The 17489-nt window shown below is 58.9% G+C and carries 13 protein-coding genes, 1 tRNA gene and 1 pseudogene; 9 read left to right on the forward strand and 6 right to left on the reverse strand.

The genetic code is table 11. From position 1 onward, the window contains the following. Positions 1-274: 274 nt before the first annotated feature. Positions 275-1186, reverse strand: a complete 912-nt coding sequence (locus CFB17_RS07965) for an AraC family transcriptional regulator (protein WP_088560886.1) — start codon at positions 1184-1186, stop codon at positions 275-277. A gap of 115 nt (positions 1187-1301) precedes the next feature. Here CFB17_RS07965 and CFB17_RS07970 point away from each other — a divergent pair, with 115 nt between their 5' ends. The 6 genes and pseudogenes from CFB17_RS07970 (at position 1302) to CFB17_RS07990 (ending at position 8281) form a co-directional block, all read left to right on the forward strand. Further along, on the forward strand, positions 1302-2267 hold the full coding sequence (locus CFB17_RS07970) for an SDR family NAD(P)-dependent oxidoreductase (RefSeq protein ID WP_088560887.1): 966 nt from the start codon (positions 1302-1304) through the stop codon (positions 2265-2267). A 1085-nt stretch (positions 2268-3352) separates the two neighbouring features. Further along, positions 3353-4087, forward strand: coding sequence for a gluconate 2-dehydrogenase subunit 3 family protein (locus CFB17_RS07975; RefSeq protein WP_088560889.1), 735 nt, complete (start codon positions 3353-3355; stop codon positions 4085-4087). A 30-nt stretch (positions 4088-4117) separates the two neighbouring features. Then, positions 4118-5893, forward strand: coding sequence for a GMC family oxidoreductase (locus tag CFB17_RS07980; RefSeq protein WP_088560891.1), 1776 nt, complete (start codon positions 4118-4120; stop codon positions 5891-5893). A 16-nt stretch (positions 5894-5909) separates the two neighbouring features. Then, positions 5910-7202 carry a cytochrome c gene (locus CFB17_RS07985; RefSeq protein ID WP_279311720.1) on the forward strand — a complete coding sequence of 431 codons (1293 nt, stop codon included), beginning with the start codon at positions 5910-5912 and terminating at the stop codon, positions 7200-7202. A gap of 56 nt (positions 7203-7258) precedes the next feature. Continuing rightward, a pseudogene (locus tag CFB17_RS20045) lies at positions 7259-7393 on the forward strand (LacI family DNA-binding transcriptional regulator); the annotation flags it as partial. 165 nt (positions 7394-7558) lie between these two features. After that, a complete protein-coding gene (locus CFB17_RS07990) occupies positions 7559-8281 on the forward strand; it encodes a substrate-binding domain-containing protein (protein WP_243389797.1) in 723 nt (240 codons plus the stop codon). Positions 8282-8957: 676 nt separating this feature from the next. On the opposite strand, the gene CFB17_RS18990 is transcribed toward CFB17_RS07990, so the two are convergent. Beyond that, positions 8958-9392 carry a hypothetical protein gene (locus CFB17_RS18990; protein WP_133063866.1) on the reverse strand — a complete coding sequence of 145 codons (435 nt, stop codon included), beginning with the start codon at positions 9390-9392 and terminating at the stop codon, positions 8958-8960. Positions 9393-10621: 1229 nt separating this feature from the next. Between CFB17_RS18990 and CFB17_RS07995 the strand changes: the two genes are divergently transcribed. Beyond that, positions 10622-10963 carry a hypothetical protein gene (locus CFB17_RS07995; RefSeq protein ID WP_088560897.1) on the forward strand — a complete coding sequence of 114 codons (342 nt, stop codon included), beginning with the start codon at positions 10622-10624 and terminating at the stop codon, positions 10961-10963. A 98-nt stretch (positions 10964-11061) separates the two neighbouring features. On the opposite strand, the gene CFB17_RS08000 is transcribed toward CFB17_RS07995, so the two are convergent. Next, a complete protein-coding gene (locus CFB17_RS08000) occupies positions 11062-11853 on the reverse strand; it encodes an NAD(P)H-dependent oxidoreductase (RefSeq protein ID WP_088560899.1) in 792 nt (263 codons plus the stop codon). A 95-nt stretch (positions 11854-11948) separates the two neighbouring features. On the opposite strand from CFB17_RS08000, the gene CFB17_RS08005 reads away from it, so the two are divergent. Next, entirely contained in the window at positions 11949-12872 is a 924-nt protein-coding gene (locus tag CFB17_RS08005) for a LysR family transcriptional regulator (protein WP_088560900.1), read from the forward strand. Positions 12873-12967: 95 nt separating this feature from the next. Here CFB17_RS08005 and CFB17_RS08010 read toward each other — a convergent pair. The 3 genes from CFB17_RS08010 to CFB17_RS08020 all read right to left on the reverse strand — a co-directional run bounded on the left by CFB17_RS08010 (position 12968) and on the right by CFB17_RS08020 (position 15243). Continuing rightward, positions 12968-13061 (reverse strand) — tRNA-Ser (locus tag CFB17_RS08010). Between the two features lie 155 nt (positions 13062-13216). Continuing rightward, positions 13217-14257, reverse strand: coding sequence for an SAM-dependent methyltransferase (locus CFB17_RS08015; protein WP_088560902.1), 1041 nt, complete (start codon positions 14255-14257; stop codon positions 13217-13219). A 419-nt stretch (positions 14258-14676) separates the two neighbouring features. Further along, complete coding sequence (locus CFB17_RS08020; protein WP_088560905.1) at positions 14677-15243, reverse strand: MarR family winged helix-turn-helix transcriptional regulator; 567 nt, start codon at positions 15241-15243, stop codon at positions 14677-14679. A gap of 64 nt (positions 15244-15307) precedes the next feature. Here CFB17_RS08020 and CFB17_RS08025 point away from each other — a divergent pair, with 64 nt between their 5' ends. After that, a complete protein-coding gene (locus CFB17_RS08025) occupies positions 15308-17344 on the forward strand; it encodes an FUSC family protein (protein WP_088560907.1) in 2037 nt (678 codons plus the stop codon). Positions 17345-17489: the final 145 nt, after the last annotated feature.

Genomic DNA, 17489 nt, shown 5'->3' on the forward strand with positions numbered 1-17489 from the left:
CTGACTTAGGGAAAGCGCGACTTGGTGGGGCGTCGTGGCATCCCATGATGCGTTACGCCTCGACCTCGGGCGCGGCAGGTCCCTACTCCAAAGTCTTGCCACAATATCCACTATGGATTAGCGGCAGCGTGGAAACGTAGCTTTCGTCAGACCGCTAGAGAATTGAGACGATGGGGATCGACAATTGGCCGAGCCCCAAACGGTGAAGATTGGCACTATGCCTGCGTCCCAGCCACCTAAGGCGCGGGATCGTCCTCAGTCCTGCATTCAGTGCTCAGATCGCGTGTTGCCGCTGATATTGTCTCGGCGAGCAGGCCATGGTTCGTTTAAAGGCCATGCTAAAGGCGCTTTCGGATTCATATCCGAGGGAAAAGGCGATAGACGCGACATTCTCTCGGGAGTTGCGAAGCCGATCGCCCGCGATGAGCATCCGCCATCGGGTGAGATAATCCATCGCTGTGGTTCCGACGCGCTGTTTGAACTTCTGCGCGAATGTGGTGCGGGACATGCCGGCCAACCGCCCCAATTCTTCTAACGTCCAGCGATGGGCCGGATCAGCGTGCATGGCGCGCACTGCGTCGCCGATCTGGTGGTCGGACAGGGCAAAGAACCATCCGACGCCGCCATCGGCCGATGACGTGAGATAAAGCCTTAGCGCCTGCACCAGCATGATATGGGCAAGATGCTCCACGATGAGAACGCCGCCCAGTTCTCCCTTGCCCAGCTCCGAGGCAAACTCATTCAGCGACCAGCGTAAGACCGATGCATGGCTGGAGGACTCCCGCACATGGACGATCGGCGGCAACGCCCCGAACAGCATGTCCACGTGATCCCCGGCGAAAGCGAAGCGTCCTCCGACGAGGAAGAAGTCCCCGCCGTCGTTGCACGTCGCTACTCCATCCTGGGCCGCGTCATAGATCCGGTGGGAGTCGACGGGTTCGAGCGTGAGATCGGTGGTGAGTATAAAGGGTCGGCCACGCGTCAGGAGAAAGCAATCTCCTTCCTCAAGCCGCTGTGCCTCGGGAACGCCCTCGACGGACACCCAGCAGGCGCCGCGCATAACCGCGTTAAATTTGATCCCCTCATGCGCCGGAAAGACGAGCGACCAGTCACCCCCAGCGTTAAGACCAGCGGAGATGTAGCTGCGTGGCTTCAACAGCGAGAGCACGTCGGAAAGAGGGTCCACGACGACATTCCGCACGATCTAATAAGAATAACGAACTTTATAGCGTGTATCGTGCGATACCCAAAGGTATATTTATCTCTCTGCAGGCCATTCGCCACCGTTCGAGAGGTTCAAAATGCCCGACAAACAATCTCCCCTCCTCTCTGGCTTCGGAGCGAGCACAACGGCCAAGGAGGTTCTGGCAGGTCACGATCTGAGCGGGAAGATTGCTATCGTCACGGGAGGTCATTCCGGTCTCGGCCTGGAGACGACGCGCGCACTAGCTCATGCTGGTGCATCTGTCGTCGTTGCAACCCGCCGGCCGTCTGCTGCACAAGCGGCGTTGCACGGTGTGGCGCATGTTGAGGTCGAAAAGCTCGACCTTGGGAGTCTTGACAGCGTACGGGCATTTGCCGAGCGCTTCGTGGCAACTGGCAGTCATGCCGACATAGTCATCAATAACGCCGGCATCATGGCCTGCCCGGAGACAAGGGTGGGGCCAGGATGGGAAGCGCAATTCGCGACCAATCATCTAGGCCATTACGCCCTCATCAACCTGCTTTGGCCAGCACTCCTCGGAGGGGCGCGCATCGTCGCCGTCTCGTCGGCCGGGCATCATGCTTCGGGCATTCGCTGGGACGATGTTCAATTCGTGCGCAGCTACGACAAGTGGCTGGCCTACGGACAATCAAAGACAGCCAATGCTCTGTTTGCCACGCAGCTTGATGCACTCGGGCGCGATGCCGGCGTGCGAGCATTCTCTTTGCATCCGGGCAAGATCTTCACGCCTCTCCAGCGGCATCTGGCAAAGGAGGAGATGATTGCCGCGGGTTGGCTGGACGCTCATGGCAATCCTGCAGACCCGACTTTCAAAACGACGCAGCAAGGCGCCGCCACGCAGGTTTGGGCTGCAACCTCTCCGCAGTTGGACGGGATGGGCGGCCTTTACTGCGAGGATTGCGATATCGCCCGGCTCGACACCGAACCGGAACCTTCCTTCGTCGGCGTGCGGAGCTACGCTGTTGATCCTGAGCAAGCCATTCGACTGTGGCGATTGTCCGCGGAACTGACCGGCATTGATGCGCTGGCTGCAACGGTCTGAGCGGGCCGGCAACGCCTTGCAAGCTCACCACTTGGCAGTTGGTTCAATCTGCTGATGACGAGGTGCTGTGAGAGGTTTGCTGTCCAAGACGATGCTGCTCGCCGATGACGGAAATCGGCCAGCCATCGCCGGATGCTGTAATTCTCGCTGGCGCAATTGGTCGGCGCGACACTCCGCGGGCTTCGAGACTCGGTGCATGTGGTTGAAGGCGGGCTTGAGCCAACGGGTGCGGTGAAGCAGGTACCATTTTGCATCTGACCGGCCGCCACGATCCGTTTGCGCTCCGATCGTAGCGCCTAGCTTGGCATGATCGCGCGCCATGAGCGACCATGTTGCCCGTCATCGAGTTCTATATCGGCAGTCAGCTACCCCTCCATCGCACAAACGATCGCGCAGTTCGAGCCGCCGCCGGTGCAACAAACGCGCTGCCCGGGCAAGCGATGACATGATGCAGACGCCTGCCAGGCAGACTCCTGATCGATAGAGATAGGCAGGCAAGTCGTCCACTCATCAAAATGATATGGCGCCTCGAGCAAAGCCGATTTCAGCCAAATTGATGCGGCTTAGATCTCCATTCCCGATAAGCCTCAATCCAAGTCCACCACCAATCCAGGCACTCTGACCCCTCACCCATCTCATCCACCTATCGGCTGATCGGAATCTTTATGCTGACGTTGGAGGTGTCGGTAGGCGAAAAGACGTGTCGTGGTGGTCGATCGTGCCCACACGGCCAAGCCATCCGGGGCCACGAGAGAATTAAATCTTTCAAAATGAAAGAAACGCTCTCGACGAGGCCTCAAGCCGCAGAGCGACATCTAGTCGCCCCGGTGACATAAAATTAGTCTGCAGTAAATCATCGAAAGTTACACATGGAGTAGCCCTGAGAGTGGCCGCCTGTCGACACGCCGGAGAAGTTCTCATCCTCTTCAGACTGGACCGCCGACCTCGCAAAGCAGCGGCGCGGCCTTAAAACCCTCTTTCGAGCTAACACAGGATTTTGTCGCGTCTGGCGACCGGCTCACCTGCGCCCGGGTCGTTCCGCCCTTTGTCGTGCGCATTTTATTCGTGCCTTTGATTGGAGCATCATGAAACGAAGAGAAGCTCTGCTCTCTCTTGGGGCAGCTGTAGCCGCCGCGCCCGCGGTGTCTGCCGACACGGCCAGGGCCGAGGTGGTTCGAAATTATCCTCAGGACATGGCGCTCGACCGGGCATTCCAACCTCCATCCGTGCGCGTCGGCGGCCCGCTCACCGTTTTGACGGACGATAGCGAGCGGCGAACGATCGGCGCGATTTTTGACCGGCTTATTCCAGCCGACGAATTCGGTCCGTCAGCGACCGAGGCAGGGTGCATCGAATTCCTCGATGCACAGCTTGCCGGCCCATTCGGTCAGGGGGCCGCGCTCTATCGCGAGGGCCCCAGAGCACCGGATGAGGACAAGATGGTGCAAAAGGCGCAGTTCATCGCCACACCACGCGAACGTTACGCCACAGGCCTGAAGGCGCTCGACGCTTGGGCGACAAACAAGCACGGCGCCCCGTTTGCTGATCTCGAAGCAGCACGGCAAGATGAAATACTGGCCGGGATGGAAAACGGCGACATAGAGCTCGCTCCCGAGGTCAACACCAAGGCCTTCTTCGAGTTGATGCTGCAGAATGTGCGCGAAGGCTATTTCAGCGACCCGATCTACGGCGGCAACAAGAACATGGCCGGCTGGAAAATGATCGGCTTTCCTGGCGCTCGCTACGACTACCGCCTCTATGCCGACCGTACGGGCCAAAAGCTCGACCTAGAGCCCGTCAACCTGATCCCGAAAGACTAGGCGGTTCCGCCAGCCGGAAAGATAGATATCATGGAACGAAAGCGCCCCAAGACAGATGTGGTCGTGGTCGGGCTCGGTTGGTCCGGTTCGCTGATGGCAGAGGAATTGACTAGGGCTGGACTGAACGTCGTCGCGATTGATCGCGGCGGCTGGATCGACACCTCGACGCACACCCCGCCGGCAGTAGATCCCGATGAGCTTCGCTGGGCGATCCGCAAGGAGCTGTTCTCGCCGCCCCGCGACAATACTGTCACCTTTCGCAACAGGGCCGAGCAGACAGCTGTGCCATTGCGCGATTTCGGCATCTTCGAACTCGGCGGCGGGGTCGGCGGTGCGGGATTTCACTGGGCCGGCATGGGCTGGCGATTCTCTCCTTGGGCCTTTGAAATTCGTTCAAAGACAATCGAGCGATACGGCCGGGCAAAGGCCCAAGACGACGAGATGCAGCTGCAAGACTGGGGAATTACCTACGCCGAGCTTGAGCCCTTTTACGATCGTTGGGAGCGAATCGCGGGCATTTCTGGCCAAGCAGGCAATATTCAGGGCCAGATCCAGCCCGGTGGCAACCCGTTCGAGGGGCCTCGAACCCGAGATTATCCAACGCCAAAACTCAAAACGTTGCGGATGATGGAGATCTTTAATAATGCCACTGAAAAGATGGGCCTGCATCCTTTCACCATACCCTGTGCCAATCTTTCACAGCCTTACGTAAATCCCCTCGGCGTGACGATGGGAGCCTGCAGTTATTGCGGCTTCTGCCTAGGTTTTGGTTGCGGCAATTTTTCCAAGTCGTCGCCCCAGGCCTGCATCTTTCCTGCCTTGATGCGACGCTCCAATTTCAGCGTAATCACGAAATCATGCGTCACCAAGGTCAATAAAGCCGCCGATGGCAAGACCGTGACCGGCGTTACCTTCGTCAATGAACACGGCGATACCATCGAGCAGCCAGCCGATATTGTTTGTCTTACGGCGTTCCAGGTCGACAATACCCGCATCCTTCTGAACTCGCAGATCAGCGAGGTTTATAACGCGCGAACCGGCACTGGTACGGTGGGCCGCAATTTCACCTTTCAGACCGTGTCCGGCACTGACCTCTGGTTCGAAGCGGAGACGATCAATCCGTTCATCGGTGCCGGAGCACTAGGCTCGCAGATCGACGACTACAACAGCGATAATTTCGACCACAGCAACCTCGGTTTCATCGGCGGTGCCGGGATGCTCACCTTGTCACGCGACGGGATGCCCATCGCCAAGGCAAGCGCGCTGCCGCCAGGCACGCCACGCTGGGGTTCGGGCTTCAAGAAAGGTTATGCCAAGTATTATCAAAATTACGGCGTGATCTTCAATCAGGGATGCTCGATGCCGGTCAAGGCCGCCACCCTGGATCTCGATCCGACTTATCGTGACAAGTACGGCGTCCCCCTTTTGCGGGTCACTTACGATTACGCACAAAGTGACCGGAACATGGCCAAATTCACCATGGATCGGGCGGTCGAGATCGCCCGCGAAATGGGTGCCTCCCATGTTTCGCCTTTCAATTTCGGCGATAAGCCTTTCACGGCCGGCATCGTCGCATCCGACCATGTGATCGGCGGCACGCCGATGGGAAGCGATCCGACGACCTCAACGGTCAACCCGCTCCTGCAGAGTTGGGATGCGCATAACCTCTTCGTTGTCGGGGCCTCGGTCTTCCCGATGAATGATGGCTACAACCCGACCGGCACGGTGGGGGCGCTGGCCATCCGCACTGCGCGGGCCATCCACGAGACCTATGTCAAACATCCCGGCTCGTTGGTGGAGGGCTAAGTCCATGCCCAGATGGATGAAGATCACCTCTTTCATCGTTTTCGTTGCCGCAATCGGTGCTGGAGGCTGGTCCTGGAAGAAGCTCAACACCGCACGCTCCGACGTCGCCGACGATAAGGTCGTCCTGGCGGATATAACCTCGCCCGATCCCGAAGCGGTCAAACGCGGCGAATATGTGATGCGCACCGCCGACTGCGCCGCCTGCCACACGGCCGACAAGGGGGTCTTTGCGGGCGCTTATCGAATCTCGACACCTTTCGGCGATCTGCTGAGCTCGAATATAACGCCCGACCGCGAGAGTGGGATCGGCAAGATGACCGCGCGCGACTTCTTCAATGCCGTTCGGCAAGGCCAAGGCTCAAAAGGCCTTCTTTATCCGGCCATGCCCTTCACTGCCTATGCCAAGCTTACCGATCAAGACATGCAGGATCTCTGGGCCTATATGGCGACCGTCAAACCAGTCGCCAATAAAGTCGATGAAAATGCGGGCATGCCGTTCCCTTTTAATGTTCGTCTAGTGATGGCCGGATGGGACGTCCTCTTTTTTGATAATTCCGGATTCTCTGCCGAGAATCACCTTTCGGCGTTAGAGTCACGAGGTAAATACTTGGTCGACGCCGGCGGTCACTGCTCGGCCTGTCATAGTCCCCGCAACAGCCTTGGCGCCGAAATTGACAGCGCCTATCTCCAAGGTGGACGCCTTGGCGACTGGTATGCGCCGGATCTGACCTCTAGCCCCCATGCCGGGCTAGGTGCTCGCTCGGCCGCAGAGATCACAGAGTATCTGAAGACTGGCGAGGCCGGTCCGGTTGCGACCGGACCGATGGCCGAGGCAATTGAGCATTCGCTGCAATATATGACCGACGAGGATCTGCAGGCCATAGCGACCTATTTGAAGTCGCTGCCCGCCGCGACTGACGAAAAACCACCGATGATCGCGGCGACAACGCCCGCGATGCAGCGAGGCGCCTTGCGATATGAGGTGAATTGCGCCGCCTGTCATGGCGTGGCTGGCGAAGGCATGGGCGGCATGACGGCCGCTTTTGCCGGCAATCACACGCTGCAATCCGACGATGCGACCAATCTGATCCATGTCATGCTGGTCGGCGGACGCGCGGCATCGACGCATGCGAAAATCACAGGTGCGGGGATGCCGTCTTTTGCCTGGAAGATGGATGATCGGCAGATCGCAGAGACGCTCGATTACATCCGCAATAGCTGGGGCAATAGCGCAGCACCGGTCGAAGCAGCGGAGGTCGGGCGTCTGCGCGAGAGTCTGCGTGCTCAAAGCCCTCTTCCGCAACACTGAACGGAGGAATATGCCGAGTGTGCGGGTAGCGCGTCCCGCACGCTCGAGGGCCTGGCATGTCGAAACGAATTACGATCGCGGACCTGGCGCGCGCGGCAAGCGTAAGCGTCTCCACGATCGACCGGATCATGAACCGGCGCGGCCCTGTGCAGCGCCAGACCGAAGAACATGTCCTGAGTGTCGCCGAACGCATCGGCTTCCACGCCGTCCAAGGTCTAAGGCGCCAACTGGCGGAAACCGCGCCCAAGCGCAAGTTCGGCTTTATCTTGAACCGACGAGATCGCTATCTCTATGCTCGTCTGGCATCGCTCCTGATCCATAATGTAACATCGTCACCCCGGATTCACGGCCAGGCGGTGGTCATTCATCTCGAGGACCTATCGCCCAAGGGCACCGCCGACGCCATCCTGAGGCTCGGCGAGGATTGTGACGCCCTGGCCGGCGTCTGCATCGATCATCCGATGGTCAATGCTGCCGTCGAGAAGCTTGCCAAGGCGAATGTGCCATTCTGGGCCATGCTGTCTGATCTATCGACTCCAGCCAGGGCTGGGTTTGTCGGCGCCAATGCCACCAAACTCGGCCGGAGTGCCGGCTGGTTCATGCACCGTCTGCTGCCAACAGGCGGCCGGGTCGCCGTGTTGCTCGGCTCATCGGATTATACCGCCCAATGCCTCTATGAATCGGGTTTTCGCCAATATTTGAGCCAAAAAGGCAGCAAGATCGACATTCTCGCACCTCGTGAAACAGAAGAGAACGTTGAGCAGGCCTATGCGTTGACCCGCGACATCCTGCGGATCCAACCGAATCTAAGCGGGCTCTTTATGGCAGGCGGCGGCATCGATGGGGTCATCCAAGCACTGCAAGACCAGCATCTGACCGATATGACGCTGGTCAGTACCGAGCTGTCAGAAAAAACCAGGACACATCTTCTACAGGGATCTGTGGATGTCGCGCTTAGTCATCCGGCGGAGGTTGTGGCGACGAACGTCGTCCACGTCATGGAAAATAACCGTCCTCGGGGGCTCGACGCCATGATCGTCGATGTCGAACATCAGATTATGGTGTCCGAAAGCATATAAAATAAAGAGAGACGGTTCACTCATATCTTACCTTTATATGCCATATCCAAGAGCGATAACCATAGGACGGCCCCCTCAACCCTATTGATACTTTCATGGCCCTTGGCACGGCACAAATCCGTGAGAATCCGCCCGCCATTGGGTCGATCGACAGACAGAACACCGAGAAGCACAGCCCAAATCCGTCACGCAAAGAGTGTTTGCCGCCGAATGGTTGGCAGCGTGCCTAAGAGACTGCCGTATCGCCTTCCTCTTCTGGTTCCGCCTCCAGGCATATGAGATCGCCACCACAGCGGTCACCCCGTTGAGGATGCCGTCGACGACGAGATCTTGCGAGGCGACTCATGAACGAGAGATCGCTACTGCGTTCTGGCTCTGTGTCATTTGTAGCACCTCCTGGGCGCCCTCAGGAGAACAGAAACTACCCTGCTGCCGGGACCGCCGCCGAAAGCTCAAGCGTCAACGCAAGCAGCAACTCAGCCCGAAGTTTGCCAGTCGTTATGCGAACCAGAGGCAAAGGCGAGCCTGAAATCCGCCCCCCCGATCCTCTCACGTCCGCTAGTCCGGATCGTGGTGCGGCTCCGCTGCAAGCCCCTGCTCCCTGAGGTCCAGGCTGACCAGGCCGCTAATGCCGACGCACCCGGACGGCAAATTTCCTCGTCTGTCGCGGATGAGGCTAGTCATTTCGCATGGCCCTTTCACCGGCAAACACGCAGGATATAGTCGTCTGGCCATCGCGGTCATTCAGACTTCTGCTTGGAAAGATTATGATTGATTTGGAGAAGTCGCAAAAACGGGAAATATCTACGGTAGGCTGACGAATTTTGAACGGCACTACGATAAGTAATGCGTCCCCAACATGACATTGGACTGTGATGTCGTCAAATAGCTTTCGTCCATCGTCGTCTACGACACAGGTATATTGCTGCGCATGAATTGAAGAGATACCCATCAAATGCACAGCAAAACACCATCCGAAAATAGACAACAGGGCCTTAAAACACCGTCTCATTGCCAGTCCAACCTTAAATACGAAGTCGGCACCTAGCGTAACGTCTCGCTCAGCGCCAATAGCTGCAATGGGCGCATCACCAAGCAAAACATTTGTCATCCATTCCTCGCGGTACGTAGCGCCAGCACTCACCCCTCTTTATGACACGCATCGTTGGCTCATCCGCTCAGGCTGAATTGGCGAAGACTAACATTGATCACGTATTGCCGTTCGACGGCATGGTACTTCTTATTTCGACAAAAGATCCTAAGTAACGCTCAGAAAATATGCAATACGTTAGGGGATCATTGGCGCCTGGCCCGACCGCCGGCAAATCAAGGCGAGTCCCGCGTATCTAAGGACTGTAATTTTGCATGCGGACATGCGTTATACAACACTCACCCTTCGAGGCCAGGGGTTGCCCGACCATAACGGCCGAGCCAATTACGCCCCGTCGGCCACGCCGTAGACGCCCGCATTTTTCCAACTGCGTGGCTAACGTCGAGGCCGCCCTTCCAACATTGGCTGGTCACGCGGCGGCGGCGGTGGTGGTAGTGGTCGCTTTCGACGATGACGGCGGCGTCTACGATGCCTGGGTGGCGGGGGTGGTTCATCCCGCCGTTTGTCTCGATCGGCCCACGCGGGGACGCTGACTCCCCCCTCTGATGCAATCACGCCAAAGAAGGCGATCAGAAGATCTCTTCGGTTCACGGCCACCTCGTCTGTTTGTCGGAAATGCTAGTGATTTTCACGATCCCAGTCTAATTTTACTCTCTTTGGGGTTATCAAAATGATGCTCGCATGGCGTGTCTCAACGCCGGGCGAGCAGCTAATGCCCGGGCAACATCCCTAGTGCCGATCAGCCTTGCGCCAACCTTCACGCGGAACCGATAACTAGCCTGGAGAAAGGCGGCACAGCGACAGGCGGCCACAGCATCCAATGCCCCTGCTCATGCAACGTCGTCGGCATCGGTTCCACGCGGCGCGCTGGATCTGCGACCATCCTATGACGGACGGGAACGCCGCCCTGAAAACCGCCAAAGCCCTCAAATGAGGTTACAGCTCCGGCAACCATATCAATATCTGAAATAATAAAATCTTAGAAGTCAGTTTATTTATTATTTTTTATGAATGTGTATTTTCGAAAATAAAATAAAACACAATCTACTATATAATCTAATAATCACATTTTTAATTCACGGATAAGATATAATGATACCATCATTAACTGTGAATTTACGTATTTACATTATTCGCAATACTTAGTGGCGAGAGAACGTAGGACTGATATTCTCGCATTTTGCCATCAACGGCATTGATTCGGCTGATGTACACGGCGGGATGATATAATGACAGACGAAGCAGAAATAGCACAGGCCGACGAACGTCGGGAACGCGGCCGGCATTTCGACGCCTATGAGGCTGACGACGATTTCGATGGAAAAAATCGTACTCTTGCGCGTCCGGCTGCGCACCGACAACGCGGACTGCTCAAGTCAGAAAAACGCCATGGGACGCGCAAGGAGCCAAGCGGAGCCCATGACAACGCCCAGGCGGCTATCGGCCTTAATACCGAACAGCCCTACCAGCTCGATGAAATATCACCTGAGCACTTGATTCATAATAAAAAGTTTGAATGGCGGGGCACGCCCGACGAAGATGAGTACTACGTCAACGCTATAGCCCTCTAATGCCGCCTTTTACTGACTAACGAGAAATCTCGTCGCAATCCCGTCTGCCAGCGTTGCGATTGCAACGCCTTAAATGTCGGATCCGGCGATACTCTTGCTCATACGACGTTCTCACGAAGATGAAGGGCGAATCCAGCTTCGCCTGGACGGCCCAAACCGGGGCGGAGTTGAAGGCTCGGGATAAGATAGTCTCCGCCGTTCTGACGCCGATAGGAGATTGGAGACGTCGTCGTCAACGTCTGCATCCGCTCCCGCAAGCCGTCGACGACGACGGCGAACCCCGCCTCATCGAGGCGATCTACTCTGTAGGCGACAAAGGGCGGCAGGACGTCGAAGCCCGGATAATAGAGAACGCCATGATTGATCGGGAACAGGAGATCGTCGATCGGGCCGTTGATGCCGCGGCTGGAGTAGTGTTCCCTCCAGCCGCCAGTCGTCACGATCAGCATGGCGCGCTTCCCCGTGAAGAGACCTTCGCCGAAACGGTCACCCCAGTGACTGTCGCTGTGTTCGCCCACACCGTAGGCGAAACCATAGGCGTAAACGCGATCGACCCAGCCTTTGAGGATCGCCGGCATCGAATACCACCAGAGCGGAAACTGGAGGATCAGGGCATCGGCCCATTTGAGTTTTTCCTGCTCGGCCCTGACGTCATCGGTCAGGGCCGCAGCCACAAAGGCTTCCCCGGACGCTCCAGCAACCTTTAATCGGGCGCCGGGAGCCAGAGACGGAAAGTCCGCGCGGTCGACCTCCGATTTCCAGCGCATGGCATAGAGGTCGGAAACCTGAACCTCATGGCCTTGCGCCGTGAGTTCCTGAACGGCGATATCGCGGAGCGCTCCACCCAGGGAGCGTGGCTCGGGATGAGCGAAAACAAGCAGAACTTTCATAGGGGCGCCGATCCGAGTGCGTGAAATCGGTTCCAAGGTAGGCGAAACGCAATTGCTCCGGTATATATCGGAAATGAATAGGATATTGCCGAATAATGGATAGATCGGACGTCACGCTCGAGCGGATGCGCACCTTCGTTCGCGTGGCTGAGCGCGGGAGTTTATCCGCCGTCGCCCGGGAACTCGGGGCTGGCCAATCGACCGTGACACGCCATGTACGAGAACTGGAGGAGGCCGTGGGCTCATCGCTGCTCAGCCGAACGACGCGGCGCGTCACCCTGACCGACGAAGGCAGCCGCTACTACGCGAATTGCCTCCACATTCTTCGCCTCGTTGAGGAGGCCGGCGAAGAAGTGCGCGACACGCGCGGCACTCCCGCCGGGACAATCCGCCTGTCGTGCACGGCGGCGCTCGGCGTTCGCCACATCGGTCGCCTGATCTTCGCGTTTCAGGATCGCTATCCCGATATCCGCATCGATCTTAGCCTGACCGATGAGCGGATCGACCTCGTTCGCGACGGCGTCGACATTGCGGTTCGTCTGGGGCCGCTGACCGACAGCTCGATGAAGCTCCGGGCGCTCGGTGAAAGCCGGCGAGTTCTGGTTGCCGCGCCGAGCTATCTGGCGTCTCGGGGGAGACCGACCAGCCCAAATGATTTATCTGCGCACAACGGCATTCGCATGTCGAATATTGCAGGGAGCGATGTCCTGGTTTTGCGGGGACCGGACGGCGAGCGCTGTTCCGTTGCCTTCGGCGGACGTCTGAGCGTCGATCATGGGCTTGCCGCTAGGGAAGCCTTCGTCGCCGGTCGCGGCATCGGCCCTGCCCATCTCTGGCTTGTCGAGGATCTTCTAGCGGACGGCCGGTTGGAGGTTCTGCTCCCGGACTATTCGTTCGCCACTGTTCCGCTGAACATGCTCATCGTTCCGGAACGGGCGGGCGTCGCCCGCGTCCGGCTGCTGATCAATTACCTGGTCGTAGAGATTGCTCGCATACCAGGCATTGCATCATCGGGCTGAGACAAGCCGATCCAAGCCAAGTCGCTGCGGTAATCGGCGGCGTTTGAGTAGCCATCGCGCAGAATATCGCGCCCTAGCGTGTAATCGGCGACGTTTGGCGGAGGGGATGGGATTCGAACCCACGATAGGGCTTTAAGGCCCTATAACGGTTTAGCAAACCGCCGCCTTCAGCCTCTCGGCCACCCCTCCGGCGAAGGGGTTTCTAGAGGCAGACCAGATCGTTCGTCAATCATTCCTGCCCACGACGCAAAAATGAACCGCCATGATCAGTGCTCGGCCCTGCCGGCCCATGCCCCAGCAACCCACATCCGTCGAGATGCGCGCGGGCTGAGCGGAGACGGCATCTAGGCCTTTCGCGTGACGATCAGTCCGATCGAGGTGCAGTCATACTCAGCCAGGCGAACGCGCAAATGCGGCTCATGGCTGAACGGTGGCAGGTCGACGTGACCATCGAGGAGGCCGTCGCCACGATTCCAGTCGATCGGCGCTACATGGTGGCCTTGAGTTTCAAGGCGGCTTGCCAGCGCCTCGATGTCCCGCTTCCGGAAGAGAGAAAGCGGCGGCGTTTCCAGGGTGTCTTCGTTGGACGACAGATTGAACTCGGTCGTATGCACTGCGATCCCGCCGGGACGGAGCGTCCGCAGCGAGTTCTCGACAAAATCGGCACCGGCAGCAAGTGAGCCTAGATGTTCGAAACAACAGGCAGACCAGCAAAAGTCGAAACTGCCGTCCAGATCACGCGGGATGTCGTTCATGTCGGCCTCGCGGACCTGGACGAGCCGCTCGAGTTCTTCGTCCGGGCAGATTTTTGGCCGGCGAAGCTGCAGGAGGGATGATGCATGCTGGTTGGTCTCGGTCCAACCGCTCTCGACCGCCTGCGCCGCTGCCTGATCGGTCGCCACGACCGAGCAGCCGTGCGCAGCGAACAAGGCGGGCAACGGCTCTGTACCGACGCCAAAACCCAGACCTCGATTTCCAGGCACGAGATAGCCGCGTTCGTGCAGCGCCTGGATGATGAAGTAGAACTCCCAATGCTTGCGATGCAGGACGAGCGGCAGGTCGATGGCCGCTATCCAATACCGGTGAGCATCGCGCGCGAAGTCGGATTGTGTGCATAGACCCGACGTGAGTGGAATGGCCGTCGGTGGCGAAGCGGGCACCCCGGGCCTGCCCATCACGTCGGCATAACGGAGCGAATTGATGTCGACACCCATCGTCGAAGGGGCAGGCTCATGCGCGTCCGCCGTCGGTGATACTGTCCGCACCGCCAGTGCTTCCTGGATCGCCAGCACTTCCTGCGCCGCGAGCGCCGCCTGGATCGCACCCAACTGCTTCCGGACTCCCTTCACGCCGATGAATTTTTGTAATTTCTGGCGAATGGCCATCTGCACTATTCCCCGCTTGATCGACGACACTTCATAGAGACTTTAGTAGCTGGAGAATGTCCATTATTCGCCGGGCACTTTTTTAATATTTGGTGCCCCTTCCTGGCAGGCGAGGTCGACGGCGCTCCCAAGCGTCTTGCGGTTGTGAGATGGGCGGGACCGCCGAGGTGACGGAGCATGCCGCCGCTCAGATCCGACCACATTTATCTCGCGCGAGGCCCTCGACGCGGTCCCGCATGTCGATCGAACAGAGCGAATTGCCATGCGAGGCAGGCTCGCCCCCGGGGCGCTCAAACCTGGCCCGGCACCGCTCATGACCTCTCCTGGAGCATCGAGCGCGTCCGGACGCGATATTGGCGGCCAAGACGGGCGGCGACGATCTCGCAGTCGCTCGAATCGAGCGGAAGACGAAGCGATGCTCACTCCTGGTCAGGCGTTTCCCGGAATGGGTCCGACGAAGGGTCCAGGACACGTCGCTCAAGGCTGCGGAGGATATCCAGGGTCGCTTCCAATTGCTCGGTCGTGATGCCCTCCATGATCCGGTCGCGAAAGGCGTTGACCGCGGCGTTGATGCGCTCGGCCAGTTGCTCGCCCTCAATCGTCAAAGCGAGTCGCTTTGCGCGCCGGTCGAGCGGATCCTCCTCACGCGTGATCAAGCCTGACCTGACAAGCTGGTCCAGGTGGCGGACAAGCGATGAGGCGTCTAATCCGAGTTCCTCGGCCAAGTTCTGCACCCGCAGGGAACTCCCTGCCCTATGCAACAAGACAAGGGGCCAGGCCTGAGCGTGTGACAGGTTGAAGTCTCGAAGCAGCTCGTTCGCACGCCGCCGCCAGACGCGGCCAAGGCTGGCATTGACAACAAAGAACTCGAGATTGACAGCACTCCGCGACGGCATGGCACGTTCAGGCCTCGTTCCTGCTGATGGATCAACGGAGCGTCGATGGAATGGACGCGGGCAAGTGTCAATAATTACCTTGCATGCCATCTATCCGCATGCAATCCATCCGGCCAGATGAACAACGTGCACGTCTAAGAACCGAGCGACCGTCATGCGACTACCGAGCTGGAGCGATTGGTTCTTCTCACTCAAGGCTTACTTTGCGGCGGTGCTCGCACTCTATATCGGCCTCGCCATGGGCCTGCCGCGTCCCTATTGGGCCATGACGACGGTCTATGTGGCGATGCATCCCTTGGCGGGAGCCACGACTTCCAAGGCTGTCTTTCGCTTTTCCGGTACGTTGATAGGCGCCATCGCCGCTCTGGCGATCGTGCCGAATTTTGTAGGTTCACCGGAGCTGATGACGCTCGCGCTGGCGACCTGGACCGGGCTTTGCCTGTTCATCTCCCTTCAGGACCGCACGCCTCGTAGCTACATCTTCATGCTGGCGGGATATTCGGCCGCCATCATCGGCCTCCCCTCGGTGCAAGACCCCCACGTGATCTGGGACACGGCATCATGGCGCGTCGAGGAAATCTTTCTCGGCATCGGCTGCGCCTCCGTGGTCTCGATGCTGGTATTCCCACGCCCGGTCAGTAGCGCCGTCGGCAGCCTGATCGGCCGGTGGCTCGACAATGCCGGCACCTGGTGCCGTGACGTCTTGAATGGCCGGCAGGCCGACGACGAGACCTTTGCAAGCCGCCGTCAACTGGCAGCGGATGCGGTCGAGATTGACATGCTGGCCACGCATTTGGGCTATGATCGTAGCGTCGGACCGACTTTGGTGCGGCAAATCCAGGCGCTGCGCACGCGCATGCTCGTCCTTATGCCGCTCCTGAGCTCGCTTGGCGACCGGCTGGCAAGCGAGGCCGGCGAAGACGCCACCTTGCGAAGCCTTCGGGAGGAAATTATCGCCTGGGTAGAGGCCGGGCCGGACCTGCCGCAAGCAGCGACGGACCGGCTCCTTATGAAAATCCGGGCCGCCGCCGCAGCGCCCCGTGACGGCGGGTGGTCGGACGTCATGCGCATCGGGCTCACCGAACGTTATCGGGACCTGGTTGAGTTGGGCGCGGATCTGCGAATGCTTCGCAGCCAAATCATGACGGGGAACATCAGGTCGAGCCAGAAGATGCGCTTCAATCCCGAGCGCGGCGTGGCAAATGCCCGGCATCGGGACCCCTTGATGGCGCTCTGGTCCGCGATTGCGACCGCTTCGGCCGTGGGCCTGATCTGTTTTTTCTGGATCGCAACCGGATGGCCGGAGGGCGCCAGTGCCGCCATGATGGCTGCCGTGGGCTGCAGCATTTTCGCGACGCTGGACAACCCTGCCCCCATGATTCTGACCTTTTCGCGCTTGACCTTGATGGCCGCCGTGATCGCACTCTTCTACACGGGCTTCATTCTCCCGCGCGTCGAGAACTTCGAGATCCTGGTCTTAGCCATAGCGCCGCCTCTCCTCATTTTCGGCGCTCTGGCTGCACGCCCGGCGACCTTTCTCGTGGGTCTGGCCGGGGCAGCCAACCTGCCATCCTTGATGGCGCTCCAGAATAATCTTCCCCCCGATTTCGTCAGTTCGCTGAACAGCTCCATGGCGACCTTCCTGGGCCTCCTTACAGCGGCGATCGTCACTCAAATCGGCCGTTCGGTGGGAGCTGGCTGGGGGACGCAACGCTTGCTGCGCAAGGTATGGCTTGCAACTGCGATCGCAGCGGAGCAGCGGCGCCCGATCGATCGCGCCCGCTTCCTGGGTCTTATGCTGGACCGCATAGGCATGCTGGCGCCCAGGCTCTCTTCGGTCGCCCAGGCCAGAGATCTTGCTCGCATAGATCCGATGCGGGAGATCCGCGTCGGACTGAATGTCATCGATATCTGCCGGGCCCGCGGGCGACTGCAACGGGGTGCCAGACAGGCGATCGATGCCGTGCTCGTGCACATTGCCGCCTATTACCGTGCTTGCGCGAGACAACGACGCCAACTCGATCCCCCGAAGGATCTTCTTGCCGCGTTGGATCAAGCCCTACCCTATGTCAGCGCGATAACGAGTGAGGAGACCAGGCAGGACGTGCTCATGGGGCTCTCGGGCATCCGCTGCGCATTCTTTCGGGACAAATCATATGAGCCACCCGTGCTCGACAGCCTCGTGGCCTGAAGGCATCCCGTCCGCCTGCAATGTCGTCCTGACGATGCCGGCTGCAACCCGCGCGTTGTAAGTTCTCAATCGACTGGTTTGGCTAGGTTGAGGAAGAGTTCGACGAGTTCGGCTTCGTCGACGTTCAAGGCGGCCTGGGCGAAGG

The organism is Arboricoccus pini, assembly GCF_900187945.1.
GTDB lineage: Bacteria > Pseudomonadota > Alphaproteobacteria > Geminicoccales > Geminicoccaceae > Arboricoccus > Arboricoccus pini.